The sequence below is a fragment of the Streptomyces sp. NBC_01431 genome (assembly GCF_036231355.1).
Taxonomy (GTDB): Bacteria; Actinomycetota; Actinomycetes; order Streptomycetales; family Streptomycetaceae; genus Streptomyces.
In genome coordinates, this window is sequence record NZ_CP109496.1 from 4,378,693 (window position 1) to 4,402,878 (window position 24,186).

At 71.6% G+C, this 24,186-nt stretch carries 25 protein-coding genes; 12 read left to right on the forward strand and 13 right to left on the reverse strand.

The genetic code is table 11. The features are described from left to right. Positions 1-20 precede the first annotated feature (20 nt). From OG522_RS20175 to OG522_RS20210, 8 genes are all read right to left on the reverse strand, one after another. Positions 21-440 (reverse strand): nuclear transport factor 2 family protein, encoded by a 420-nt coding sequence (locus OG522_RS20175; RefSeq protein ID WP_329464379.1) that lies wholly within the window; start codon positions 438-440, stop codon positions 21-23. Between the two features lie 80 nt (positions 441-520). Then, on the reverse strand, positions 521-2,137 hold the full coding sequence (locus OG522_RS20180) for an FAD-dependent monooxygenase (protein ID WP_329464380.1): 1,617 nt from the start codon (positions 2,135-2,137) through the stop codon (positions 521-523). Beyond that, a complete protein-coding gene (locus OG522_RS20185) occupies positions 2,137-2,379 on the reverse strand; it encodes an acyl carrier protein (RefSeq protein WP_329464381.1) in 243 nt (80 codons plus the stop codon). Before OG522_RS20185 ends, OG522_RS20180 begins: the two co-directional genes overlap by 1 nt. A gap of 55 nt (positions 2,380-2,434) precedes the next feature. After that, a complete protein-coding gene (locus OG522_RS20190) occupies positions 2,435-3,448 on the reverse strand; it encodes a beta-ketoacyl-ACP synthase III (protein ID WP_329464382.1) in 1,014 nt (337 codons plus the stop codon). A gap of 106 nt (positions 3,449-3,554) precedes the next feature. Further along, a complete protein-coding gene (locus OG522_RS20195; protein WP_329464383.1) occupies positions 3,555-4,268 on the reverse strand; it encodes an AAA family ATPase in 714 nt (237 codons plus the stop codon). Between the two features lie 41 nt (positions 4,269-4,309). After that, positions 4,310-5,329, reverse strand: coding sequence for an AvrD family protein (locus OG522_RS20200; protein WP_329464384.1), 1,020 nt, complete (start codon positions 5,327-5,329; stop codon positions 4,310-4,312). Positions 5,330-5,413: 84 nt separating this feature from the next. Continuing rightward, positions 5,414-6,349: an SDR family NAD(P)-dependent oxidoreductase gene (locus tag OG522_RS20205; RefSeq protein WP_329464385.1), complete on the reverse strand. Its 936-nt coding sequence runs from the start codon at positions 6,347-6,349 to the stop codon at positions 5,414-5,416. A 37-nt stretch (positions 6,350-6,386) separates the two neighbouring features. Next, positions 6,387-6,779: a putative quinol monooxygenase gene (locus OG522_RS20210; RefSeq protein ID WP_329464386.1), complete on the reverse strand. Its 393-nt coding sequence runs from the start codon at positions 6,777-6,779 to the stop codon at positions 6,387-6,389. Positions 6,780-7,017: 238 nt separating this feature from the next. Here OG522_RS20210 and OG522_RS20215 point away from each other — a divergent pair, with 238 nt between their 5' ends. After that, on the forward strand, positions 7,018-7,950 hold the full coding sequence (locus OG522_RS20215) for an NADP-dependent oxidoreductase (protein WP_329464387.1): 933 nt from the start codon (positions 7,018-7,020) through the stop codon (positions 7,948-7,950). A 296-nt stretch (positions 7,951-8,246) separates the two neighbouring features. Here the strand turns inward: OG522_RS20215 and OG522_RS20220 are convergent, their stop codons facing one another. Next, a complete protein-coding gene (locus OG522_RS20220; protein WP_329464388.1) occupies positions 8,247-9,125 on the reverse strand; it encodes a LysR family transcriptional regulator in 879 nt (292 codons plus the stop codon). Positions 9,126-9,259: 134 nt separating this feature from the next. Here OG522_RS20220 and OG522_RS20225 point away from each other — a divergent pair, with 134 nt between their 5' ends. The 8 genes from OG522_RS20225 (at position 9,260) to OG522_RS20260 (ending at position 16,950) form a co-directional block, all read left to right on the forward strand. Continuing rightward, positions 9,260-9,976 (forward strand): SDR family oxidoreductase, encoded by a 717-nt coding sequence (locus tag OG522_RS20225; protein ID WP_329464389.1) that lies wholly within the window; start codon positions 9,260-9,262, stop codon positions 9,974-9,976. Between the two features lie 77 nt (positions 9,977-10,053). Continuing rightward, the gene (locus OG522_RS20230; RefSeq protein ID WP_329464390.1) at positions 10,054-10,593 is read left to right on the forward strand and encodes a pyridoxamine 5'-phosphate oxidase family protein; all 540 of its coding nucleotides are present in this window, start codon (positions 10,054-10,056) and stop codon (positions 10,591-10,593) included. Between the two features lie 126 nt (positions 10,594-10,719). After that, on the forward strand, positions 10,720-11,115 hold the full coding sequence (locus OG522_RS20235) for a carboxymuconolactone decarboxylase family protein (RefSeq protein WP_329464391.1): 396 nt from the start codon (positions 10,720-10,722) through the stop codon (positions 11,113-11,115). A 168-nt stretch (positions 11,116-11,283) separates the two neighbouring features. Next, a complete protein-coding gene (locus OG522_RS20240) occupies positions 11,284-12,483 on the forward strand; it encodes an acyltransferase family protein (RefSeq protein ID WP_329464392.1) in 1,200 nt (399 codons plus the stop codon). A 46-nt stretch (positions 12,484-12,529) separates the two neighbouring features. Continuing rightward, entirely contained in the window at positions 12,530-13,996 is a 1,467-nt protein-coding gene (locus tag OG522_RS20245) for an MFS transporter (RefSeq protein ID WP_329464393.1), read from the forward strand. Positions 13,997-14,114: 118 nt separating this feature from the next. After that, a complete protein-coding gene (locus OG522_RS20250; protein WP_329464394.1) occupies positions 14,115-15,041 on the forward strand; it encodes an NADP-dependent oxidoreductase in 927 nt (308 codons plus the stop codon). Positions 15,042-15,130: 89 nt separating this feature from the next. Further along, complete coding sequence (locus OG522_RS20255) at positions 15,131-15,961, forward strand: thioesterase II family protein (protein WP_329464395.1); 831 nt, start codon at positions 15,131-15,133, stop codon at positions 15,959-15,961. Positions 15,962-16,281: 320 nt separating this feature from the next. Beyond that, positions 16,282-16,950: an HAD family hydrolase gene (locus tag OG522_RS20260; protein ID WP_329464396.1), complete on the forward strand. Its 669-nt coding sequence runs from the start codon at positions 16,282-16,284 to the stop codon at positions 16,948-16,950. Positions 16,951-17,032: 82 nt separating this feature from the next. Here OG522_RS20260 and OG522_RS20265 read toward each other — a convergent pair whose 3' ends face one another. Beyond that, on the reverse strand, positions 17,033-17,629 hold the full coding sequence (locus OG522_RS20265; protein WP_329464397.1) for a TetR/AcrR family transcriptional regulator: 597 nt from the start codon (positions 17,627-17,629) through the stop codon (positions 17,033-17,035). A gap of 286 nt (positions 17,630-17,915) precedes the next feature. Further along, on the reverse strand, positions 17,916-18,539 hold the full coding sequence (locus tag OG522_RS20270) for a ScbR family autoregulator-binding transcription factor (protein WP_329464398.1): 624 nt from the start codon (positions 18,537-18,539) through the stop codon (positions 17,916-17,918). 170 nt (positions 18,540-18,709) lie between these two features. Here OG522_RS20270 and OG522_RS20275 point away from each other — a divergent pair, with 170 nt between their 5' ends. The 3 genes from OG522_RS20275 to OG522_RS20285 all read left to right on the forward strand — a co-directional run bounded on the left by OG522_RS20275 (position 18,710) and on the right by OG522_RS20285 (position 22,277). Next, positions 18,710-19,747: a ScbA/BarX family gamma-butyrolactone biosynthesis protein gene (locus OG522_RS20275; protein ID WP_329464399.1), complete on the forward strand. Its 1,038-nt coding sequence runs from the start codon at positions 18,710-18,712 to the stop codon at positions 19,745-19,747. After that, entirely contained in the window at positions 19,744-20,871 is a 1,128-nt protein-coding gene (locus OG522_RS20280; RefSeq protein ID WP_329464400.1) for an oxidoreductase, read from the forward strand. The genes OG522_RS20275 and OG522_RS20280 overlap by 4 nt, the downstream gene beginning before the upstream one ends. 647 nt (positions 20,872-21,518) lie before the next feature. Then, on the forward strand, positions 21,519-22,277 hold the full coding sequence (locus tag OG522_RS20285) for a bestrophin-like domain (protein WP_329464401.1): 759 nt from the start codon (positions 21,519-21,521) through the stop codon (positions 22,275-22,277). A 13-nt stretch (positions 22,278-22,290) separates the two neighbouring features. On the opposite strand, the gene OG522_RS20290 is transcribed toward OG522_RS20285, so the two are convergent. After that, positions 22,291-23,157 (reverse strand): immunity 49 family protein, encoded by an 867-nt coding sequence (locus tag OG522_RS20290; RefSeq protein WP_329464402.1) that lies wholly within the window; start codon positions 23,155-23,157, stop codon positions 22,291-22,293. Between the two features lie 158 nt (positions 23,158-23,315). Beyond that, positions 23,316-24,182, reverse strand: a complete 867-nt coding sequence (locus OG522_RS20295; protein ID WP_329464403.1) for an immunity 49 family protein — start codon at positions 24,180-24,182, stop codon at positions 23,316-23,318. Between the last annotated feature and the right edge of the window lie 4 nt (positions 24,183-24,186).

The window sequence follows — 24,186 nt, forward strand, 5'->3', positions numbered from 1 at the left end:
CGCGCCGGGTGGCCCGCCCGTCAGGCGGCGAAAGCCTCCGCGGCAGCGTGGCCGTCCTCGAACATGTGGTAGAGCCGGATCCGGCCGTCGGCGACCGCGATGTGCAGCGCGAACTCCGAGCTGAACTTCTTGCCGGTACGGCGGATCACGTGGATGAAGCGGCCGAGCGCGATGCCGGTGTCGCCGTCGGCGACGATCCGGTCCACCTCGAACCGCTCGGTGGCCGCCACCTCCTCGCCCGCGCTCTTGAAGAACGCCGCCAGCTCGTCCTTGGTCGAGCGGCGCCCGGTCCACGGCACGGTGGCCGAACCGGCCACGTTCCAGTCGACCTCGTCGGTGAACAGGTCGAGCAGCGCGGTCAGGTCGCCCGCACCGAAGCGGGTGAAGAACTCCTGGATCGTCTCGGTGGTGCTGGCGTTGGCGACGGTCTGGACGGACATGGAAATCTCCAGATGACTCGGGTGACTCAGGTGATGGACAGGGAAGTTCGGCAGGTGCAGCTGCCGAAACCGGCGGCGGCTCAGGCGAGCGCGGGCACCGGGACCTCGGTGGGGGCGGACGCGTGCAGGAAGGCCTGCGCCTGCTCGGGTGCGGTCACCGGCGCCAGGTGGGCCAGGTGGCCGTCGGGGCGTACGGTCGCGATCACCGGGCGCTTGCCGAAGGCCCGGCGCAGCGGTTTCGTGGCCGCCGGGTCCACCGCGCCCAGGTCGAGCACGGCGACCTGGTCGGTGAACCGGCGCCGCAGCCCGGCGGCCGTGGCCGCCCAGTCGGCCGGGGCCTGGCCGCCGGGCCAGAGCACCACGGTGTACTTGTACGGATCGAGCGCCGGCACCCCGTTGTCCTGGACCGGCGGGGCGAACAGCGGCACGCGCTGGCCGACCCGGGCCGGGTGCGGGATCCGGCGGAACAGCGGATCCGAGACGGACTCCGAGTAGTCGACGTCCGCCTGGGCGAGCAGCGGCACCAGGATCTTCTGGATCAGCCCGGTCCACTTCGCCGTCACGAAGATGGCGTCGCGCACCGCGATCCGCAGGGTGGAACGCTGCATCGCGAACCTGGCCTGCGCGGCGGACGTCTTGGACATCCGTACGGCGCCGACACTGCGCTCGGGGTGGTACGTCTCCAGGATCGCCTCGTCGAGCCGGCCCTGAACCACCCCGCCGAGCTTCCAGCCGAGGTTGGCGGCGTCCTGGAAGCCGATGTTCATGCCCTGGCCGCCGGCCGGGCTGATGACGTGCGCGGAGTCGCCGACCAGGAAGCAGCGGCCCTGGCTGAAGCGTTCGGCGAGGCCGAGCCGGGGGCGGAACGAGCGCGTCCACACCGGCTCGCCGACCTTGAAGGTGGTGTGCGCGCGCCGGTTGATGACCTCTTCGATCAGCTCGCGCGAGGGGTTGCCCTCGTCCGCGCCCCGGTGCGGGATGTTCGCCGCGATGCGGTAGTGCCCGCCGGCCAGCGGCACCAGCGCCACCACACCGTCGCGCGAGTAGTAGTACTGCGCGTTGGCGGGCACGCCGCCGGTGATGGGCGCGTCCCCGATGGCGTACGTGACGTCGATCGGCTCGCCGTCGAAGCGGATGCCGAGCATCTCGCGGGTGACGCTGCCGGGGCCGTCGGCGCCGACCAGGTACAGCGGGAGCACGGTCTCGGCGGTGCCGTCGGAGTGGCTGAGCACGGCGCGCGGCAGGGTCTGCGAGGTGGCGTCCAGCTCCTCCAGGGTGACCCCGAACTCGATGGTGCCGCCGAGCTCGGCGAGCCGGTCGCGCAGCACCCGCTCGGTCTCCCGCTGGGGCAGGGTCAGGACGAACGGGTACGGCGAGTCGGGCAGCCTGTGCATGTGCGCGGTGCCGCGAAGACGGCCCTCGGAGTAGTAGCCGACTCCCTTGCTGCGGTGGCCCGTTGCGGCCAGCCGCTCGCTGACGCCGATCCGGCGCAGCACTTCGAGGCTGCGCGGCCACACCAGGATGCCCTTGGAGTGCGGGTCGGACTCGTCGATGCGGGCCCGGCGGTCGATCAGGCGGATGCGGACGCCCTGCTGGAGCAGCTCGCAGGCCAGCGTGATGCCCACCGGTCCCGCGCCCACGATCAGAACCTCCGGCGAGTCGCCGGACAGCGGCGCGCGCGTGGTGTCCCACTCCATCAGACCGTCACATCCTTGGTGCTGAGGAGCTCGGCGGCCTCGCCGATGGACTCCACGGACAGCAGCTCGTCGTCGGTGACGGGGATGCCGAGCCGGCGTTCCAGGATCACCGCGAGTTCCACCATGACGAGCGAGTCGAACTCGAGCGCGTCGAAGCGGGTCTCGGGCGAGAGGTCCTCGCCGGGCAGGCCGTACTTGTCGGTCAGGATCTGTATGAGGTCGTCGGCCAGCAGCTGTGACATCGACTTTCTCCTTCGTCCAGGTCAAGTGGTGTGGAAAGCGGGGTGGTTGGGGCGGTCACACGGGAACGAGCTCGGGCCACACCAGGGCCGCCGAGCCCCAGGTGACACCGCCGCCGAAGGCGCTCATCAGGACCCGGTCGCCGGCGCTGATGTCACCGGCCGCCGCGGCGTCGCCGAGCGCGAGCGGGATGGATGCCGCCGAGGTGTTGCCGACCTTGTCGAGGTTGATCACGGCGCGCTCCACCGGCACCCCGAGCTGTTCCGCGACGGCGTGCAGGATGCGCACGTTGGCCTGGTGGCCGACGAACCGGTCCACCGAGTCCACCGGCCAGCCGATCCGTTCGAGCAGCGCGCCGGCCGAACCGGCCATCCGCTTCACGGCGTTGGTGAACACCTGGCGGCCCTGCATGGTGAACCAGGAGTCCGCCGGGTCGGGCGCCAGGCCGCCGGCCCGCTGCCGCGAACCGCCGCCGGGGATCTTGATGAGGTCGGCGAGTGCTCCGTCGCTGCCGAGGTCGAAGCCGAGCAGCGCGCCCGGCTCGTCGGCGTGGCCGGCCCGCAGCACCACCGCGCCCGCGCCGTCGCCGAAGATGACCGCGCCCGAGCGGTCCTCGGGGTCGATGATGGAGGTGAAGGTCTCCGCCCCGATGACCAGGACGCGGGTCGCCTGACCGGAGGCGATCGCCCCGGCCGCGCCCGAGAGCGCGTACACGAACCCGGAGCAGACCGCGGCCATGTCGTACGCCGGTATGGGGCCGAGGCCGAGCCGGGAGGCGACGTCCGGTGCGGTGGCCGGGCACGGGTGGTCAGGGGTGGTGGTGGCCACGACGACCAGGTCGACCTCGCTGACCCCGGCGGACTTCAGGGCCCGCTCGCCCGCCTCGACCGCGAGGTCGCTGGTGGCCACCCCCGGTCCCGCCATGCGCCGTTCGGTGATTCCGGTGCGGCTGCGGATCCATTCGTCCGAGGTGTCGAGCCGCTCGGCCAGCTCCGCGTTGGTGACGATACGGGGCGGGAGCGCGGTCCCCAGCCCCTCCAGGACAGCCGTCAGTCGGGTAGTACTATCCATGCTGGACCCTCGATGGTCTGAGCGAGACCATTCGGCGACTGACCGGCTCACGGCGTCAACTGTCTGCCGGTTGGTCGTCGGATGGCTCGTGTGGACGGTTGGGTGGTCAGCCGGCGAGCGCCGGCTCGCGCTGCGTCTCGATCGTGGTGTCGATGCGCCCGTACGCCTCCCGTGCCTTGGCTATCGCCTCGTCCTCGGTCATGACCGGGGTCAGGCCGGTGATGGCGACGATCTTCCGCAGCCGCTCGGGCAGCGGACCACCGACGATGTGGACGGGGATCTCCAGCTCGGCCAGGACTTCGAGCAGCCGCTCGTCGGCCATGGTGCGGAAGCGGTTGTTGACCGGACGGTGTCCGTCGGCCGACAGCGGGAGCTCGTTGCGCAGGTGGACGAAGGCGTCGAAGCTCCGCTTGACGTGCTGCTTGAACGAGACGCCCAACTGCCGCATCACGGCGTCGAAGAAGGCGATCTCCGCGGTGCGCTCCACGTCCTCGCCCTCGGCCAGGTTCACCGAGTCGTTCGGGTTGATGCCGACCCGCACCCGCAGCGCGCCGTAGATCCACTCCTGGAGCGAGGAGCCGTCGGAGACGAAGCCGTCGGCGAGCTGGTACTCGTACTTCACCCGCTCGGTGTGCCGCACGACGATCATCTGGAGCAGCTCGGCGGCGGTGCACTCCTCCAGGGTCTTGCCGGGCGCCGCCTCCGGGAGGATCTCGCGCATGGTCTTCGCCATGGTGCGCGGGAGCCCGGTGTAGTGGGCGAGGGCGAGCGCGGTCAGTGTCTTGCCGGACGAGTAGGTGCCGGAGATGCCAAGCCTCATGTGCGTACTGCCTTATCAACTAGGGGAGTTGGAGCGGGCGCTCAGCCGGCGGCGGTGGCGGCGAGCCGGGGGATCTCGTGGGTCACCGAGCACATGACGCGGATGCCCGCGCAGGTGCTCGTGATGTCGGCGGTGCGCCACAGGGCGCCGCGCACATCGAGGAGGGTGCTGTCGGTGAGCTCGGTCGTCACCGCGAACGGGTCGGCCGCGGGGCGGTCGGGGCCCTCGCACTCAAGGACGGTGCGCCGCATCCACAGCGTGTTGCTGCGGGCCCGCTCCACGTTGTCCAGGCCGTACAGGAGCGCCTGGCCCATCTGGAGGGCGACCACGAAGGCGTCGACGAAGGAGACGGACGGCTGGTAGGCGCCCTCCAGGCCGACCGCGCTGCGGTGGGCGCCGGGCACCGGCACCACGGTCACGGTGGCGTCCGCGCGCTGTCGTTCGAGGTCGACGGTGACCTCGGTGATCGGCTGGCGGCGGTGCTTGAAGCCCTCTCCGTACACACCGGCGGGCAGATCGGCGAGGCCGGTGTCGTACGTGGCATGGCCGCTCTCGCACAGGCGGCCCGCCGGGTGGACGATGTCGCACCGGACCCGCATGCCGCCGACCGTGCAGTCGAGCACCGACAGGGCAGCCGACGGATCGGCCTCGTCCTCGCGGGTGGTACGCAGCCGGGCCTCGGCGCTCAGCGCTTCGAGGTTCTCCTCGTCCGGCGCGTTCCCGGCCCGGATCTCGATGCGCCGCACCCACATCGCGGCGCGCTCGCGCTCGCTCAGGCCGTGCCGGCGGGTCAGGAACAGCTCGCCGAGCCGGGCGCCGATGACCAGGGCGTCGATGGTGCTCAGGTGCGGGCGCTGGTCGGTGTCGCCCTTCTTGGACCAGTCGGGCGGGCAGATCACCGAGGCGGTCGCGGTGATGGTGCCGCTGCCGGGCGGTCCCGGGGCGACGACCACGTCGCCGAACCGGTAGTCGACTCTGCGGTGGCCGTCACCGAAGAACCGCCGCTGGGCCGGGCCCAGGCTGTCGTCGATGGACGCCAGAAAAGCCGTCGCGGACGTCATGACACTCCTTTCCTGTCGCTCTCGTGCGGTGGAGGTGTGCGGGGGCGCGGGGCCGGGGTGCGGGGTGCGGCGAGCGGTGTCGGCTCAGCCCCGCACGGTGGCGCGCATCAGGGTGGGGGCGCCGGACATCCGGAAGTTCACGGATCCCAACGAGCCGCCCACGACGGGGAGTTGACCCTCGTAGGTGTACGGGCAGACCCCGGCGGGCACCTCGACGCGGCCGAGCAGCTGGTCGGTGACCTTGCGCAGCTTCCCGAGGAACTGGCGGTCGTACGCCTGGGACAGGGCCCGGCCCGGGAAGAAGCCGTCGAAGTACTCGCCCGTGACGTGCTCCATGGACGGGTCGGTGATCAGCCGCAGCGTGGGCGCCGCGCCCTGGGCGACGGTGGCCAGCGGCTGGATGCGGCTCTCGCGCACCATGCCGGTGTCCATGAACCCCGCCGGATGCAGGCAGTTGACGGTGACACCGGTGCCGCGCAGCTCCTCGGCGAGGTCGAAGGTGAAGGCGACCAGGGCGAGCTTGGCGCGCCGATAGGCCACCACACCGCGGTAGTTGTCGTAGAAGGTGGCCTCGGCCGGGTCGAAGGGCGCCTGGCCCACCGAGCCGATGTTGACGACGCGGGCCGGAGCCGTGCGGGTCAGCAGCCCGAGCAGCGAGCGGGTCAGGGCCACCGGGGCCAGGTAGTTGACGGCGAAGCGCAGCTCGTGCCCGTCCCGGCTGGTCTGCCTGGTCTCGCCGGGCGGGCCGAAGCCCACCGCGGCGTTGTTGACCAGGACGTCCAGCCGGGGGGTGACGGCACGGACCTGTTCGGCCAGGTACTCCACCTCGGCGAGCGAGGACAGATCGGCCGTGCACGGGATGGCGAGCGTGCCCAGTTCCGCGGCGAGTTGGCGGACCCGCTCCGGATCCCGCCCGTGCACCAGCACGCGCCGGCCGCCGGCCACCAGCTCTTGGGCCAGGTGGCGGCCGAGACCGGCGGTGGCTCCGGTGATCAGAACGGTGGGCGTGTTGTCGGTCATGTCCTGCTCCATCGAAGGGGGACGGGGGCCGGTTGCCTCAGTTGCCGCGCGGCGGGTGGTTGACGTTGGGGATCGAGAAGTTGTTGACGTAGATGTTCGGCCCGTCGATCTTGTTTCGGGCCACCATCTCCAGGAATTCCTGGGCCGGGGCGTTGTTGCGGTGCTGCTCGTAGGAGGCCTCGTCGGTGAACGTCGCCTGGAACACCACACGCGTCGGGTCGTCCTGGTCGGGAACGATGTGATAGCTGATCGTTCCCTCTTCGTCGCGGAGCGAGAGGAAGGCCTCGCGCTGGGCCGACTCCAGGAATTCGTCCCGGTGTTCCGCGGCGATGTTCTCGAAACTGGCGACGACGGTCAGGATGATTCCGTCGTCGCCTTCCGAGCCGAGCGTGGCGGGTGCGGAAGTGGCGACATCCTGCTGAATGGTCACGGGTTTTCTCCCTGAACTCCGGTGTGGCCTCGAAGTGTTGCGGCCTGACGTGATCCGACATTAGTGAGCGGTCGGCCGGAATTGAATTCCCCCATGGGTCTGCGGCCGGGTTTCAAAAGTTGTACGTGGCTACCCCGTCGGAATAGTTCGGGCTTCTCCTGTGGTGCGGAACGGGAAGGATGGCAGCCGTAGGACTCCCGGAGAGCCCGGAAGTCCCGGACATGACGGGAGAATTCGTATGCGAGCGATCGTCCAGCAGGCCTTCGGCGGCCCCGGGGTCCTGACCATGGGGGAGGCCGAGCGGCCGACGCCCCTGCCCACCGAGATCCTGGTGCGGGTCAAGGCGATCGGGGTCAACCCGGTCGAGGCGATCATCCGCAGCGGCGCGTTCCCGCTGCACGGGCAGCCGCCCTTCATCCTGGGCTGGGACGTCTCGGGCGTCGTGGAGCACGTGGTGCCGGGCACCTCCCGCTTCAAGGAGGGCGACGAGGTGTTCGGCATGCCGCTGTTCCCGCGCGCGGCCGGCGCCTACGCCGAGTACGTCGCGGCTCCCTCGCGGCACTTCGCCCGCAAGCCCGCCGCGCTGAGCCACGCGCAGGCCGCCGCGATCCCGCTGGCCGGGCTCACGGCCTGGCAGAGCCTGGTGGAGGTGGCCCAAGTCGGGCCTGGGCAGCGGGTGTTGATCCACGCGGGCGGCGGGGGAGTGGGCCATCTGGCGATCCAGATCGCGAAGGCCCACGGCGCGTACGTGATCACCACGGCGAGCGCGCCCAAGCACGACTTCCTGCGCGGGCTCGGCGCGGACGAGGTGATCGACTACCGGGCGGTCGACTTCGAGGACGCGGTCTCCGGCGTCGACACGGTCCTGGAGCTGATCGGCGGCGACTATGCGGACCGCTCCCTGCGCACGCTGCGCCCCGGCGGCCTCCTGGTCACCGCGATCGCCCGCTCGGACACCGCCCTCGCCGCCCGCACCCGTGAGGCGGGCTTCCGCTTCGCGGGGGTGTCGGTGGAGCCGGACTACGTGGGCCTGGAGGCAATGGCCGCCCTGGCGGACAAGGGCCTGCTGCACCCCCACGTGCACAAGACCCTGCCCCTGACAGAGGCCCCCAAGGCCCACGAACTGATCGAGTCGGGCCACGTCACAGGAAAGGTAATCCTGGAACCGTAACCCCCGAACCGCCCCGACCCCGGTCGGCTGAAGGGGCGCGGGGAACTGCGCGTGAAACCACGCACGGTGGGCGGTCGAGAGACGGGGTGGTGGGGCTCAGCTGCCGGACCGGCCCACCCCGCCCAGCCAGGGGCGCGGGGAACTGCGCGCCAAGCCACGCACGGGCCGCGGGCAAGAGACGGGCCGAGCCCGTCGAAGGGGCGCGGGGAACTGCGCGAGAGGCCACGACGACCCGCGGCCGAGCCGCAGAGGCAAGGGCGCCCGCGACCCCACCCCGCCCCGCGGAACACCCGTGCCTACGCCGGCGCAAGGGGCCGGGCCCCCACCCACCCCACCCCCTCCGCCACGCGAACAAACGCTGAGGTCAGCTCCGAGCGATCCCCCGCCGCCCGCGCCAGGCAGATCTCCTGCGGGGGCAGCCCGAGCAACGGCACGTAGCGCACCCCGGGCCGCGTGTAGAAGGCGGCGGCGGACTGCGGCAGCAGGGTCAGTCCGCCGCCGCGAGCCACCAGCTCCAGCTCCTCCTCCACCGGCCCCGCCCCCCACGCCGCCCGCACCAGCGACGCCGCCCCGCGCACCACGGCCGGCGCGCTGCCCGCCCGGCGCAGCAGGGGTTCGCCGTCCAGGTCCGCGCCGGTGAGCGCCGCGGCCCCGGCGAGCCGGTGGCCCGCCGGAAGCGCCGCCACCAGGTCCTCGCTGCCCAGCGGCGTGAGCACGATGCCCTCCCGCGGCACCGGCGCACGTACGAAAGCCACCTCCACCGCGCCCCGCAGCACGGCCTCCGCCTCGGTCCGCGCGGCCAGCTGGCGCACGTCCACGGTCACCCCGGGCCGGCGCGCGGCGAACTCGGCGGTGATCGCGGCCACCGTCATGCCCCAGCCGAAGCCGACCGTGAGGTGCGTTTCCCCGCCCGCCGCCCGGTACATGCGGTGCCGGGCCGCCTGCGCCGAAGAGAGCAGACCGCGGGCGTCGTCGAGAAACTGCCGCCCCGCCGCCGTGAGGGCCACCGAACGCCGGTTCCTGGCGAGCAGTTCGAGCCCGATGTCCTGTTCCAGGGAGCGAATCTGCCGGCTCAGTACGGGCTGCGCGATATGCAGTTCCTCGGCCGCCCTCCCGAAATGCAGCAGATCGGCCACGGCCACGAAGTAGCGCACTTTGCGGAGATCGAGATCCATCGTATTCACCGGCCCTCTCTTGCGGTTTGGGTATCACAGGAATCAATTTAGGTATTGGACGGCCGAGTTGATTTCCGGGCACTGTTGGCACAGCAGAAATTCGACTCGCCGAACACAATCGGAAAGGTACGGAAATGAGCCTTGCAGGAAAGCGTGTGGTGCTTCTCGGCGGCAGCTCGGGAATCGGGTTCTCGGTCGCCGAACTGGCCGCCGCGGAAGGCGCGCAGGTGGTCATCGCTTCCAGCAGCCAGGACAAGGTGGACCGGGCCCTCAAGCGCCTGCCGGACGACGCCCAGGGTTTCCGCCTGAACGTCACGGACGAGGACGAGGTACGCCAGTTCTTCGCGGAGCTCGGCGAGTTCGACCACCTCGTCTACACGGCGGGCGACCCGCTCCAGATCAAGTCCTTCGACGAGACGGACGTGGCGCAGGCCCAGGAGTTCTTCAAGGTCCGCTACTGGGGCGCGTTCACCGCGGCCCGGCACGGCGCCGCCCACATCCGCAAGGGCGGTTCCATCGTGCTGAGTTCGGGCAGCGCCGGCGCCCGCCCCGCCAAGGGCTGGATGGTCGCCGCCTCCATCACCAGCGCTTCCGAGGCGCTCGGCCGCGCCCTCGCGGTGGAGCTCGGCCCGATCCGGGTGAACGTGGTCCGCCCCGGGCCGACCCGTACCGAGCTGTGGGACGGCAGCGTCCCGGAGCCGGAGGAGCTCTACCAGGCGCTCGGCGACAAGCTGCTCGTCGGCCGCGTCGGCCAGGTCTCCGAGGTCGCGCAGACCTACGTCTACCTGATGAACAACGGCTTCAGCACGGGCTCCGTCGTCACGGTCGACGGCGGCCACTTCCTGTCCTGACGCCCGTTCCCCCAGATTCCGGCGGCGGCCAATCCCCCGGGCCGCCGCCGGCCCCCGTAGAGGAGACGCATTCCCCGATGCGCATCGAACTGGACCACGGGCCGGACGGAGAGCCCGGCTTCCTGGCCGTGACGGAGTCCATCGAGTGCCTGCTGGACGGCACCCGGCTGCTGTCCATGGCGACCGTCGGCGACGACGGAGCGCCCTGGTCGCACAACGCCTACTTCGCATATGACTCGGACCTCCATCTGTACTGCCTGACGCGGCCCGCCTCGGGGCACGTCAGGAACCTGGTGAACAGTGCGGGCCGGGTGTCGGTGACCGTCGCCGACACCGGCCAGCCGGGCATCCCCGGCACCCGGCAGGGCCTCCAGCTCCAGGGCCACTGCGAACTGGCCCACGGCTCTCAACTGGCTCTCGGCATCGAGGAGTTCGCGGCCCGCTATCCGGCCTTCGCCGCGGCTGTCCGCGACGCCGCGCGGCCCGATCCCTCCGGACGGGCCCTGCGGCTCTTCGTGTTCACGGCCGAGGAGTTCAAGGTCTTCGACGAGCGCGCCTTCGGCCTGGACACCTGGCTCACCGGACGCATCCGCCGGACCGCGCCGGCCGCCGTCTGACATCTGCTGCGCCCGTACAACGCTATGCACCGCGCGGCCCGCCGGGTATTCCGATTGCGTGACACCGGAATACCTCCGGCGGCGTGCCCCGGTGCGCCCTAAGAGGTATTTCCCAGGAGGTTCACCATGTCCGTCGACGCCCCTTCCGCCCTCGCCCCGCGCACCGGTGAGGAGGTGTTCCGCGCGCTGGCCGCCCCGGGCGACCGCACGCCGTGGGAGTCCATCGGCGACCTCGCGCCGGGCCTCGGCGCGCACATCCAGCACGGCCTCGGTGCCCTGGTCGGCGACGCGGGCCTGGACCTGCGCACCCGTGAACTGGCCACCGTGTGCATGCTCGCGGCGCTCGGCGACAGCGCCCCCCAGCTGGCCTTCCACACCGCGGGCGCGCTGCGCGCCGGCGCCACGAAGGGCGAGGTCGTCCAGGCGGTCGCGCAGGTCGCGCTGTACGCGGGCATCCCCCGCACCCTGAACGCGCTGGCCACCGTCCGGCCGGTCCTCGACGCCCACCCCGACGCCGGCTAGGCCCCACAACTCCCGTGTGCCGTACCACTTTTGACACACCCCTACGCGCCCAAAGCGGAATTCCCGGGGTGCGGCGGGGCCACTAGCGTCAAAAGGGCGCCGGGACATGCAACTGCACTTACGTAAGGCAATGCGCCTGGAGAAAAAAGAAAGCAGGAATTGATCGCCGTGACCACGTCCGTCGCGCCACCCAGCAGAGACAGACTTCCCTCGCTCACCGGTCTGCGCACCATCGCGGCCCTGATGGTCTTCTCGTTCCACATCTACGCCGTGGCCATCTTCGCCTCGCCCACCGTCAACAAGTGGATGTCGCACTCGGCGAGCCAGGGCGGCGTCGGGGTGACCTTCTTCTTCATCCTCAGCGGCTTCCTGCTCACCTGGACCGCCCGCAAGGACGACCCGGCCCGCAAGTTCTGGCGCCGCCGGGCCGTGAAGATCATCCCCAACCACCTGGTGACGTGGGTCCTCGCGTTCGTCTTCCTGTCGCTGAGCGGCCTCACCCTCACCGGCTCGTTCGGCGGCATCGGGCTCGACTCGCTGCCGAACCTGTTCATGATCCAGGACTGGTTCCCGCGGGCCGGGGTGTTCTTCAGCATGAACATCCCGAGCTGGTCGCTGGGTTGTGAGGCGTTCTTCTACCTCCTGTTCCCGGTCACCCTGTGGGCCGTACGCCGTGTCCGCCCCCAACTCCTGTGGCCGACGGCCGTGTTGCTCGTCGGGCTCGTCTGGCTGATGCCGGTGCTCGCCAACACGTTCTTCCACGGCGGACCGCTGGTGCCGGGCCTGCCGGTGTCCGAGGACCGCATGTGGTTCGTCTACACCCTGCCGCCGGTGCGGATGCTGGAGTTCGTGCTCGGCATCGTCCTCGCGCTCATCGTTGAGTCCGGCCGCTGGCCGCGCATCGGCCTGTGGCCCGCGACCGCCCTCGCGCTGGCCGGGTACATCGGCTCCTCGTACCTGCCCTACCTGTTCGGCCTGGTCGCCGGCGCCGTCATCCCGCTCGCCCTGCTGATCCCCACGGTCGCCGTGGCCGACCTCCAGGGCAAGTCCTCGCCGTGGCGCGGGAAGACCATGGTGTGGCTGGGCAACGTGTCCTTCGCCTTCTACATGGTCCACCAGCTGGTGATCCGCTGGGTGCACTACGCGCTCGGCGCCACCCGCTCCTGGGACACCCCCCAGGCCATCGCCGTCACCGCGCTGATCCTCGCGATCTCGCTGCTCGCGGCGACGGTCCTGTACTACGCCGTCGAGATGCCGCTGGTCCGGCTGCTCAGCCGGTCCCGCCGCACGGCCCCCGCCGCACCGCTCACTGCCGCTCCCGCACCAGAGGCGGAGGTGGCAAGCCGCTCGCTCACCCTCCAGCGATGACTCCCCCCACTGCCATCACCGCACCCAGCCCCGCGTAGGAGTTCCCATGTCCGCAACCGTCAGTGAAACCCCGACCATCGCCTCGGTGGCCGATCCGCCGCAGCTGCGCATGACGTCCCGTCAGCGCCTCATCCTGGTCCTGCTCCTCGGCTCGCAGTTCATGCTCGCCGCCGACTTCTCGATCCTGAACGTCGCGCTGCCGGACATCGGCACCGGCCTCGGCTTCTCGATCGGCTCGCTCCAGTGGGTGACCACCGCGTTCGCGCTGGCCGCCGCCGGATTCACGCTGCTCTTCGGCCGCGTCGCCGACCTGTTCGGCCGCCGCAGGCTGTTCCTGATCGGCATGGGCATGCTGACGCTCGCCTCGCTGGTCGGCGGTCTCGCCACCTCGCCCGAGATGCTGCTCATCGGCCGCGTCGCGCAGGGTCTGGCCACCGCCATCGTCACCCCCGCCGCGCTCTCGCTGCTCACCACGACCTTCTCCGAGGGCCCGCTGCGCGCGAAGGCGCTGGGCCTCAACGGTGCGATGCTGTCGGCCGGTTTCATCACCGGCGCGGTCCTCGGCGGTGTCCTCACCGACCTGCTGAGCTGGCGCGCGACCTTCTTCATCAACGTGCCGGTCGGCGCCGCCGTGTTCTTCATCGGCCTGTCCGTCATCCAGGAGAGCCGCGCCGAGCGCACCGCCAAGCTCGACGTCCCCGGCGCCATCACGGTCTCCGGCGGTCTGCTCGCCCTGGTGTACGGCATCAGCACCGCCCAGGAGAAGGGCTGGACCAGCGCCGCGACGCTCATCCCGCTGCTCGCCGGCATCGTCCTGCTCGGCGTGTTCTGGGCCATCGAGCTGCGCACCCCCGAGCCGCTGGTCTCGGTCCGGGTGGTCAAGCGCCGCACGGTGCGCTGGGGCAACCTCGGCGGCTTCGTCAGCTTCACCATGGCAAGCAGCCTGACCTTCCTGATGACGCTCTACCTCCAGCGCGTCCTTGGCTACTCCCCGCTGGTCACCGGCCTGACCTTCGGCCTGCTCGGTGCCGCGGCGTTCGTCGGCGGCACCGTCGCCCCGCGCCTCATCGGCAAGGTGGGCGGCCCCGGCGGTCTGGTCGTGGGCCTCGCCGTCCAGGCGTCGGCGAGCTTCCTGCTGTTCTTCGTCGGTGACACCAAGAGCTGGATCACCCTGGTCCTGGTCGGTACCGCGATCTCCGGCTACGGCCACATCACCGCCGTGGTCTCGTACATGGTGACCGCGACCTCGGGTCTGCCGGACGAGGAACAGGGCCTGGCGACCGGTCTGACCACCCTGACCCAGCAGGTCGGCCTGACCCTGGGCGTCCCGGTCCTGAGCACCATCGCCACCGCCCAGGCCGGCCGGCCGCACCCCGGGCAGAGCGACGCGCAGGCGGTCCTCGACGGCGTACGTACCGCGACGCTCGTCAACGGCGGCGTGCTGCTCGCCGGCATGGTCCTGCTCGCCGTGTTCTTCCTGCCCAAGGCGCGCCGCGCCGAGGTCACCGCGTAACTCCTCCCACGGTGCCGGGCCGCCCCGAGCCCGCGCCCCTCACGGCACCGGGCCGCCCCGAGCGCGGCGGCCCGGTGCCCGCTGTCCCCCAATCACCCTTGCTTGAAAGGCAGTTCACATGCGCGCGATCGTCGTCAAGGCCTTCGGAGACCCGGACGTTCTGGAGGTCGCCGAGGTGGCGCTTCCCGAGCCCGCCGCCGGCCAGGTACGCATCAAGGTCCAGGCCGCCACCGTCAACCCGGTGGACGTGGCCACCCGGGCCGGGGCGCTCGCCCCCTTCCTGCCGGAGCTCGACCAGTACCCGCTCGGCTGGGACGTCGCCGGCACCATCGACGCGCTCGGCGAGGGCGTCGACGACTTCAAGGCGGGCGAGGCCGTGGTCGCCCTGTCCGACTGGTTCGGCACGCTGGCCGGCGCCCAGGCGGAGTACATCGTCCTGAACGCCTCCGCTGTCGCCATCGCCCCCACCGGCTTCTCGCCCGCCGAGGCGGCCACCCTGCCGCTCAACGGCCTGACAGCCCTCCAGGCCCTCGACCTCCTCGGCCTGTCCGAGGGCCAGAGCCTGGTCGTCACCGGCGCGGCCGGCGCGGTCGGCGGCTACGCCCTCCAGCTCGCCGCCCGGCGCGGCCTGAAGGTCTACGGTGTCGCGGGTTCCGAGGACCGCGACTTCGTCACGGGTACGGGTGCCACGTTCATCGCCCGTACCGACGCCCTCACCGAGGCCGTGCGCGCGGTGCTGCCCGGCGGCGCGGACGGCGTCCTGGACACCGCGGTGCTCGGCGGCCCCGCGCTGGCCGCGGTGCGCGACGGCGGTGCGTACACCGGCGTGTTCGGCCCGGCGGCGCCCGAGTCCGAGCGCGGCATCCGCGTGGACGCGGTGTCCGTGCAGAGCAACGCCGACCAGCTCGCCGAGCTGGTCTTCCTGGCCGAGTCCGGCGCGCTGACGCTGCGCGTGGCCCGCACCTTCGGCTTCGACGAGGCTGCCGAGGCGCACGCCCTGTTCGGCAAGGGCGGCACCCGCGGCCGACTGGTCCTGGTGCCCTGAGGCACGCCCTCGCGAGGCGGGGCGGCGGAGAGGTTTCCCGCCGCCCCGGCCCGTCCTCTTGATCGCAACGGCGGTCGGAGGTGGCAGAGGTGCTCGCTGAAGCGGCAGAAGTGACCGCTGAAGCGGCACAAGTGATCGCGGAGGTGACAGAAGTGAACGACCCGTACGCCCTGTCCGTCGTCAGGCCGCGACCGGTCGCCGATCCCGCGGTGCGCATCTTCCTGTTCCACCACGCGGCGGGATCGCACCGCGTGTTCGCCGACTGGGTGCCGCACTTCCCCGCCGACTGGGAGGCCTGCCTCCTGGAGGCACCGGGGCGCCGTCGGCTGAGCGGGCTGCCCGCCCTGCGCGACGCCCGCGCGCTCGCCGGGTACTTCATCGACGCCATCGGCCCCCGCCTCGATCGCCCCTTCGCCCTGTTCGGGCACAGCATGGGAGCGGCGGTCGCCTACGAACTGACCGCGCAGCTGGCCGAGTTGGGGGCGCGGATGCCGCGCTGGCTCGGGGTGTCCGCCTGCCGGGCGCCGCGGCTCGCCGCCGAGACCCTGCGCGGCCGTCCCGTCCACAGCCTGCCCGACCGCGAACTGCGCATCGTCCTCGCCGAGATGGGCGGGATGCCGACCAGGGCGCTCGACGACGAGGACGTCTGGCAGCGGATCGCCCCCCGCATCCGGGACGACTTCCGGCTCGCCGAGGGCTGGCGCCCGCGCACGGCGGGCGATCGCATGCCGGTCGCGCTCTCGCTGTTCGGCGGCGCGGCCGATCCCGTCGTCTCCCCGCGCCAGCTCGTGGCCTGGGCCGATGCCACCGACCGCCCGGCGGGTCAACACCTCTACAGCGGCGGCCACTTCTACTTCCAGGACCGGACCGCCGAGGTGGTGAGCAGGATCGTGACGGAAGTCCGGCGGTACGGCGGCTGACCACTGCGCGGGACGTGGCGTCCGTCGGTCGCGGGCCGACGGGGCCCCGCGCCCCTGGGGTGCCCTGGCGTGCCACGTGGCTGGACTTGGTCACAAGATGACGCGTCTTTGCCCGTACTTGACGGACGGTTAGATTCCGGCACGCACCCGGTACCACCCAGTGGGACCAGGGTTTCCAGGCCGGTCCTCACCGTCGATGATCTTCGGCGCGATGGCCGCGGACGGCGCTCGGGCCCCGCCTTCCCGGCGGTCACTCGCACATTTCCGGCCATGCGCGCACCGGCGCGCGCATGCCTTCGCCTTCACCGAGGAGAGACCCCATGACTCCGGTACGCCGTGCGTCCTTTTTCGACGTGGACGAGACGCTGGTGACCCAGAAGACCCTGTTCGGCTTCCTCCGCTTCCACTTCACGGCCACGGGCCGCCCGGCGGGCGCGTACGAACAGGCCCGCGCGGGCGTGCTCGGGCTGCGGGAGCGCGGCGCCTCGCGCGAGGAGGCGAACCGCGCGTACTACGCGCTGTACGCGGGCGCGTCGGCGGCCGAGCTCACCGAGCAGGGAAAGGTGTGGTTCCGGCTCCAGTTGAGATCCGGCGGCTTCTTCCATCCGCCCGGTCTCGACGCGCTCCGCCGCCACCAGACGGACGGCGACGCCACGGTCCTGGTGTCCGGCTCCTTCTTCCCCTGCCTGGATCCGATCGCCCAACACCTTGGCGCGGACGACGTGTTCGGCACCGCCCCGGTCATCATGGACGGCAGGCTCACCGGCGATGTGGTGCGGCCGATGATCGGCGACGCGAAGGCGGACGTCGTCGTCGCCTGGGCGACCGGCCACGGGGTGGACCCCGCCGACTGCTACGCGTACGGCGACCACGCGTCGGACCTGCAACTGCTCCGTGCCGTGGGGCATCCGGTCGCGGTGGGCGACGACCCGGCGCTGCGCGCCCACGTCACCGAGGCGGGCGGCGGCATCCTGCCGGGGGTGGGCTAGTGGTCCCCGGCTGCTCATCGTCAACCAGGGGCGCGGCCACGGCAGTTGCGGGGTGTGGGCTAGCGGTCCCGGCCGCTCCTCGTCAACCGTGGGAGCGGCACCCCCGGATCATCGCGAGCACCAGCTCCCACACCCGCTCCAGCCACGGTTCGAAGGAGCTGTCGCGGGTCAGGGCGGCCGCCGACTGCGCGCCGAGGACCACCGAGAGCAGGAGCTGGGCGATGGTCTCGGCGCGGTAGCCGGACGTCACCTCGCCCTCGTCCTGGCCCCGCAGCACCACGGACACGATGGCCCGGCACATGTCGCCGAGCAGGCCGCCGTCGCCGGTCCCGGCGATCAGCCCGTCGTTCTCCAGACGGACCGCCGCCCTCAGCCGCTCGTCCTCGCGCAAAGCGTGCGCCAGCCCCACGGTGATCGTCCGTAGCGCGGTGAGCGGGGCGGTGCCCGGCAGCTGGGACTCCGCCAGGAGGCGGGCCCAGCTCTGGGCGCCCACGGCGACGAGCGCGCCGGCGAGCCGCTCCTTCGACGGGAAGTGGCCGTAGAGCGCGCCCTTGGTCATCCCGGTGCGCGCCGCCACGGACTGCACGGCGGCATCGGCGTACCCGTGGCGGGCGAACTCCTCGGCGGCGGCGTCGAGAACCTGCTCGCGCGTACGCCGGGACCGCTCCTGCTGGTTCATCTGCCACCTCTCCGGTGAGCTGCACTCTTGACCGAAAGATACCCTCCTGAAGGAATTTTTTTAAGATCGAAAAGATGCCACCTTCGATACATCTCCGGTGCCTCCGGCGCGGTCGGCCGGTAATCGTCGCACGTCATCCGGGTGCGGTGGTCCTGGGGCGGGTCCCCGTCCGGCGCGGGGACAACGATGTCCTCACTCGGTACGTGGCAGCCGCGTAAGGCCCCACGGCCCGCCGCGCGACGAGGTGCCGGGCGTCGCGGCCCCGCCCGTAATCCGCTCGGCACCCCTAAGCCCGCGCCGCGCCCGGCAGCACGATGGCGAGGATCTCCTGCACCCGGTCGGCGATGTCCGCCCGGTTGTTGATCACCCAGGACATGTGCTGAGCGCCGAAGAAGGCCGAAACCAGTACCCGCGCCAGGGCCTGCGGGTCGCTGCCGGCCGGCAGCGAGCCCTCCGCCTCGGCCGTGCGCAGCAGGCCGGTGACGATCTCGGTGTAGCCGAGGAAGGGGGTCGGCAGGTCGGCGTCGATGAGGGACTGCTCGATCTGGAGCCGGGCCCCTGCCCGGATGACCTCGTCGTCCCGGAACATCGCGCCTGTACGGGTGAGGAGTTCGGTGACCGCGGCCAGCGGGGCAAGCCCTTGCTCCTGCACCTCGTGCGCGGCGGAGCGCAGGCGCACGTAGAACTCCTCGGTGACCGCGACGGCGAGGGCGTTCTTGTTGGTGAAGTGGAAGTAGACGGCGCCCTTGGTCGCGCCCATCAGCTCGGCCACGTCGAGGATGGTGGTGGCGGGGTAACCCTTGTCCGCGAAGGCGCGCGCCGCCGCGTCCAGGATGAGAGCGCGGGTTCGGATGGCGCGCTCCTGCTTGAGGTCGGAGGCGGCGGGTTTCTGGCGGGCCCTTGTGCTCATGCCCAGTCCCTTCTCTTCGCTGTGCTGCCTTGCGCTCTGGATCGGCGCCGGGGGAAGGCTTTCCCATTATACCTTCTTGAAGGTATGTTCTTGGAGTGCCAAGCGGCCCATCCGCCGCGCTGGCCTGTTCACTCACTTCATTGGGGGATTTTGTGAGGCAGACGTCCATCGTGTCGCGACCGGCCCTCGAAGCTTCGGCGCCGGCCGCCCGCACCGCGTACGACTCGAACGGCGAGCACGGGCTGTCCTTCCAGCAGCCGGTGCCCCGGCGCCTGGTCCACCGGGCGGCCGTGGCCGAGGTGCTGCTCACCGACAGCGTCCGGCTCGGCGAGCACAGATTCCTGGTCGCGGCCCAGTGGCCGCGCGACCACGCGCTGCACAACCCCGACGCCGCGGGCCGCACCGATCCGCTGCTCTTCGCGGAGACCATCCGGCAGATGTTCGTCTACCTGCCGCACACCTACTTCGGCATCCCGCTGACGCACCGCTTCATCGGCGACGGGCTGAGCTTCGACTTCGAGGACGCCGCACCGCTCAAGGTCGGTGCCGCGCCGCTCGACGTGGTCCTCGAAGCCGAGTGGACGTGGGTGGGCAACCGGCCGCCGAACCGGTACGGCATGCGCCTGGACGTGGTGCTCACCATCGACGGCCAGGTCTACGGCCGCGGCCGGATCAGCGGAATCGCCGTCGACGATCGCCGCTACTCGCTGCTGCGCCGGCGCGACGCCGGCGCCTGCCCCGCGGGGGACGGGGACGCGGTCGAGCGGACCGCGGTGGCTCCGGCCGCCGTCGGCCGGCTGCGCGGCAAGGACTGCGTACTGGAGCGCGGCGTACGCGACGGCTCGTGGTGGCTGCGCGTCGACACCGATCACGCGATCTTCTTCGACCACCCCAGCGACCACGTGCCGCTGATGGTGGCGATGGAGGGCGCCCGCCAGCTCGGGCATCTGCTGGTCCACAACGGCGGCCCCGGCGCCCCGCTGGTCCTGGTCTCCGCCCAGGTCGAGTGCCTGGCCTTCGGTGAACTGGACGTGCCCACCGAGCTGGTGGTCGAGGAGGCCGACGAGCCGACGGGCGACCCCTCGCTGCGCCGGCTGCGCATCAGCTCGTACCAGAACGGCCGCCCCTTCGTGTCCATCACGACACTCTGGTCGCGCCCCGTCGCCCCCCGCCTCGCCTACATCCCGACGCAGGCGGCCCGACCGTGACGCTGCGTCTTCTCGAACTCGAACTGGCCACTCCCATCAATGAGTTGGTGAGCAAAGCCGCCATCATGGCCGCCCGCGGCGCCGAATTAGCGGAACGGGAAGGCCGGTTGGGCGGCGAGGCGGTGACGGCGCTGACCCGGGCCGGGTTCCCCGCCCACTTCGTGCCGCGCCGGTGGGGCGGTCGCGAGGGTGACTTCGCCTCGCTGCTCACGGCCGTGGCCGAGGTGGGCGAGGGGTGCGCGTCGGCCGCCTGGTGCGCCGGACTGTGGGCCGCGCACAGCAGGTTCGGGGCGTTTCTGCCGGAGCGGGGCCAGCGCGACCTGTGGGAGTCCTCGCCCGGCGTCCGCATCGCGACGGGCCTCGCGCCCCACGCCGCCCGCGCGGTGCGCACCGATCCCGGCGACTGGTCGCTGAGCGGCCAGTGGGAGTGCGTCAGCGGCATCGACAGCGCCCACTGGGTGCTGCTCGCCGCCGCCGTGCCCGAGGAGGAGGGTGCGGTACGCGTCTTCGCCGTGCCGCGCGCCGACGTCGAGGTGGTCGACTCCTGGCACAGCACCGGACTGCGCGGCACGGGCAGCAACACCGTTGTCCTGGCCCCGACTTCGGTGCCGCACCACCGCTCCTTCGCCCTCGCCGGTCTGCTCGCCGGCCGACCGGACGACGACGGGCCCCGCTGCCACAGCGTGCCCGCCCAGCTGGTCGGGGGCCTGATCTTCTGCGCCCCGGCCGTCGGCGCCGCCCGCGCCGCCCTGCGCGCATGGTCCGACTGGGCGGCGCCGAAGGCCGCCACCGCCGCCCCGGGCAGCGAGCTGCACCGCACGCTCGCCCGCTCGTCGGCGGAGATCGACGCGGCTGGACTCATGCTGGCGGAAGCAGCCCGGCGGGCCGACGAGGAGCCGGTGACCCGGCTCGGCGTCGCCCGCAACCAACGGGACGCCGCGGTCGTGATCGACCTCCTGGTCACCGCCGTGGAACGCCTCTTCCGTACCGGCGGTCTGCACGCCCGCGACGGCGGCGGCACGGTGGAGCGCTGCTGGCGCGACGTCCACACGGTGTCGGCGCACGCGGTCCTCCAGTTCGAGGGGGCGGCGACGCAGTACGCGGCGGCGGCGCTGGCCCGCTAGAGCGCGGCGGGTGGTCCTGGGGGCTGCGCCGGCCCCCAGGACCCCTCCCCGCCCCTCCCCGAGGCCTGACGGGCCGGGGAGGGGACCACGAGGGACTGGATTTCCGGCCCCGGGGCCGCAACCGGCCCGCTGCGTAGGCGATTTGGCGACCGGAACTGAATTGCGGCGCATCCTCGGGCCGAGGGGATCGTTTCTCCAGATGTGATCATCCGGGACCTGTTCATCTGCGTGGCCGCCGCCGCGGCGGTGGGCCCATGGGCAGTCCAACTGGACACCTGCCCAGCCCCGTCACCGGCGCCGGCTGCGCATCCCCACCCTCATCCCCCGCTGTGGACAGTGGTTCCACAGAACCCCGGGGGCCCCTCAAAGCCGAGCGAGCGCGAGACCGTGCGGGAGCGCGGGCACGGCGAACCCCCTCAGTGGGAACCGCCCCCACCGCCCGCGCCCACACCCGGCAGGGCGCCGGTAGCGGCCCCGCCCGCCGTGCACGCGCCCCCGCACGCGGAGCCGTACCACCCCACCGCCGCCCAGGCCCCCGCCCCCACCGGCCTTTCGGTGATGACCCTCATGCTCGTCGTCACCACCCCCGCCGTACTGGCGGCCGCAGCCCTCCGCCCCAGGAACCGATCCCGCTCAGGAGCCCGCCCATGCCGCAATGGCTAGTCCTGACTCTCGCCGTCGCGCTCGTCTGTGCCGTCGTGCTGACCGCCACCGTGCTGCGACACCGCAGAGTGGCAGGCGCGGAGGACCCGTCCGAGACACCCGACGTCATCGAGTACATGGTGATGATGGTCGGCGTGGTGTACGCGATCGTCCTCGGCCTGGCCATCGCCGGGGTGTGGGAGGCCCGCAACGCCGCCGACGACTCGGTGCACCGCGAGGCGCAGGCGCTGTACGAGGTCGAGCAGCGGGCGCAGGTCTACCCGCCCGGCGTGCGCGACCGCATCCGGAGCGAGATCGGCGCGTACGCCCAGCACACGGTCACCGTCGACTGGCCCCGGCTGGTCAACGGCGAGGAGCCCGCGCCGCGCGGGGCCGAACTCCTCGGCACCGTGCGCGCGGACGTCACCCGGCACAAGCCCGCCGACGAGCTGGAGGCCCAGGCCTACCAGCCGCTGCTGGACCAGATCGCCGCCGCCGACAGCGCCCGTCACGCCCGCATCGACAACGCCGGTTCGACGCTGCCCGGGGTGGTGTGGTTCGGCCTCGTCGGCGGGGCGGTGGTGACGATCGGCCTGATCTTCATGCTCCAAATCCGGCGCTCGGCAAGGGAGTTGCTGCTCGCCGGAGTGTTCAGCGCGCTGGTGGTCTTCCTTCTGTTCCTGGTGTGGAGCTTCGACGCCCCGTTCGGCCGCTCCGGCGTGGAGTCGGCGCAGCCGTTCCAGGAGCTGATCAGCACGGTGTAGGCCGCGGCCGGGCTCAGGTGGGGAACTCGCCCACCCAGCTGCGGTCGAGGAGGTTCTCGGGAAGGTACTCCGACTCCACCGTGATGGGCATCCCCGCGTCGTGGGCGAGGCAGGCCAGGGCGAGCGGGGCGAGCGCGACGGCACCGTCGAGGTCCTCGCGCCGCTCCTCGTCGGCGGTCCAGTACTCGTGGTGCAGCTCGACGGCCTGGGTGAGCGCCGCGCTGAACTTCTCCTCGTCGCCCGTGATGAAGCGGTAGAAGACGTTGAGCGGCGGATAGAGGATCTTGAGCATGAGCTCGCGGTCCACGAACCGCAGCGCGTCGGGGCTGGTCCCGTCGAACGCGGCGACCAGCTTCTCGCCGAGCTCGGGGCGCTGCATCCAATACGCCTGGACGGCCTCCACCCAGGGGTAGATGTACTCCTCGAACTCCGCTCCCGAGGCACGCAGCAACTCGACCGGAACGGCGGCGAGTTGGTTCATCCGGTTCTGGTCCCGGCAGATGACGGCGAGCCAGAAGGCCTCCAGCCAGGTGCCGGCGTCACTGAAGTGCGCCGGAGGGATGGCGGGGATGGTGCGCGGCTTGTGCGCGATCAGGCACTCCACCGTGCTGCCCTCGGGCGCGGTGACCGCCGCGAACAGCGCGGAGCCGGTCTGCATCGCCGCGACCCAGGCCTCCCACGACTCGACCGCGTTCGCGGTGGGGTCGTGGAGGGCGTGGACACGTGCCGTGGTGAGCGCCTTGCTGAAGGTGAGACCGAAGCTGTCCGGATACTCACCAAGGTCGTCGATCTCCGCCAGGGTGTCGGCGTCGATCTGAGCCAGCCGCTCGGCCGAGCCGTCGCCCGGGTCGTACGCGGGCCGCGAAATCTTCGTTGTCATGGCTCAGTTCCTCACGGACAGGTCGAACCGCTTCATCCGCGGTGCGGAGATCCTTCGCCTTCCTTCTGTTCCTGGTGTGGAGCTTCGACGCCCCGTTCGGCCGCTCCGGCGTGGAGTCGGCACAGCCGTTCCAGGAGCTGATCAGCACGGTGTAGCGCTCACGCCTCGTACTCTCCGACCCAGGACCGCTTCACGAGGTGCTTGGGCAGGTATTCGGAGACGACCTCGATGGGGAACGCGGCGTCGGCGGCCATGCAGGTGAGGGCCAGCGGGCCGAGGGCGACCAGGCCGTCCCGGGTGAGGGAGCGCGCCTCGTCGCCGGTCCAGTACTGCTTGTGCCAGGTGAGGGCCTCGCCCAGAGCCTCGTTGAACTCGGCCGCGTCCCGCTTCACGAAGCGGTAGAAGAGGTTGATGGACGGATAGACGAGCTTGAGTGTCGTGTCCGGGTCGGCGATGGTCGCCTGTTGGGGATCGGTGCCGTGGAAGGCGGCCTGGAGCTTGTCGCCCAGGTCGTCGCGGCCGTGGAAGAGGCTCTGGAGGGTCTCCACCCAGGAGTACATGTATTCGTCGAAGACCTGCCCGGATGCGCGGAGCAGGGAGACGGGCACGTTCATCAGCCGTTCCAGGCGGTCGTTGTCGCGGCAGATGACCGCGAGGTAGACCGTCGTGAGCCAGGCCCCGGCGTGCGTGTAGGACGTCGGGCCGGTCGCCGGGAGGTTCTTCACCTCGCCCTTGCTCCCGATCCGGCACGGTACGGGCCCCTCGGCCGCCGCGGCCGCGTCGAACAACCCGCACCCGACCTGGAGCGCGGTGACCCACGCCTCCCACGTCTCGAACTGACCCGCGTCGGGGTCGGTCGCGCAGTACGAGTAGGCCACGGTCAGCGCGCTGTCCAGGGCCCGGGACCGGGACATCTCCGACCCTTCGAGCCGCTGGAGCACCCGGTTGGTGCTCGCCAGGAGCCCCTCCATGTCCTCCTTGATCTGCACGACGGGAAAGTCATGGCGGGGGACGCTCGTGACCACTGGT

Coding starts and splice junctions, on each gene's coding strand:
- OG522_RS20290 (WP_329464402.1), bottom strand. CDS start 23,157: ATGACAACGAAGATTTCGCGGCCCGCGTACGACCCGGGCGACGGCTCG.
- OG522_RS20185 (WP_329464381.1), bottom strand. CDS start 2,379: ATGTCACAGCTGCTGGCCGACGACCTCATACAGATCCTGACCGACAAG.
- OG522_RS20245 (WP_329464393.1), top strand. CDS start 12,530: ATGTCCGCAACCGTCAGTGAAACCCCGACCATCGCCTCGGTGGCCGAT.
- OG522_RS20285 (WP_329464401.1), top strand. CDS start 21,519: ATGCCGCAATGGCTAGTCCTGACTCTCGCCGTCGCGCTCGTCTGTGCC.
- OG522_RS20200 (WP_329464384.1), bottom strand. CDS start 5,329: ATGACGTCCGCGACGGCTTTTCTGGCGTCCATCGACGACAGCCTGGGC.
- OG522_RS20270 (WP_329464398.1), bottom strand. CDS start 18,539: ATGAGCACAAGGGCCCGCCAGAAACCCGCCGCCTCCGACCTCAAGCAG.
- OG522_RS20190 (WP_329464382.1), bottom strand. CDS start 3,448: ATGGATAGTACTACCCGACTGACGGCTGTCCTGGAGGGGCTGGGGACC.
- OG522_RS20220 (WP_329464388.1), bottom strand. CDS start 9,125: ATGGATCTCGATCTCCGCAAAGTGCGCTACTTCGTGGCCGTGGCCGAT.
- OG522_RS20205 (WP_329464385.1), bottom strand. CDS start 6,349: ATGACCGACAACACGCCCACCGTTCTGATCACCGGAGCCACCGCCGGT.
- OG522_RS20175 (WP_329464379.1), bottom strand. CDS start 440: ATGTCCGTCCAGACCGTCGCCAACGCCAGCACCACCGAGACGATCCAG.
- OG522_RS20260 (WP_329464396.1), top strand. CDS start 16,282: ATGACTCCGGTACGCCGTGCGTCCTTTTTCGACGTGGACGAGACGCTG.
- OG522_RS20250 (WP_329464394.1), top strand. CDS start 14,115: ATGCGCGCGATCGTCGTCAAGGCCTTCGGAGACCCGGACGTTCTGGAG.
- OG522_RS20265 (WP_329464397.1), bottom strand. CDS start 17,629: ATGAACCAGCAGGAGCGGTCCCGGCGTACGCGCGAGCAGGTTCTCGAC.
- OG522_RS20235 (WP_329464391.1), top strand. CDS start 10,720: ATGTCCGTCGACGCCCCTTCCGCCCTCGCCCCGCGCACCGGTGAGGAG.
- OG522_RS20230 (WP_329464390.1), top strand. CDS start 10,054: ATGCGCATCGAACTGGACCACGGGCCGGACGGAGAGCCCGGCTTCCTG.
- OG522_RS20225 (WP_329464389.1), top strand. CDS start 9,260: ATGAGCCTTGCAGGAAAGCGTGTGGTGCTTCTCGGCGGCAGCTCGGGA.
- OG522_RS20180 (WP_329464380.1), bottom strand. CDS start 2,137: ATGGAGTGGGACACCACGCGCGCGCCGCTGTCCGGCGACTCGCCGGAG.
- OG522_RS20215 (WP_329464387.1), top strand. CDS start 7,018: ATGCGAGCGATCGTCCAGCAGGCCTTCGGCGGCCCCGGGGTCCTGACC.
- OG522_RS20195 (WP_329464383.1), bottom strand. CDS start 4,268: ATGAGGCTTGGCATCTCCGGCACCTACTCGTCCGGCAAGACACTGACC.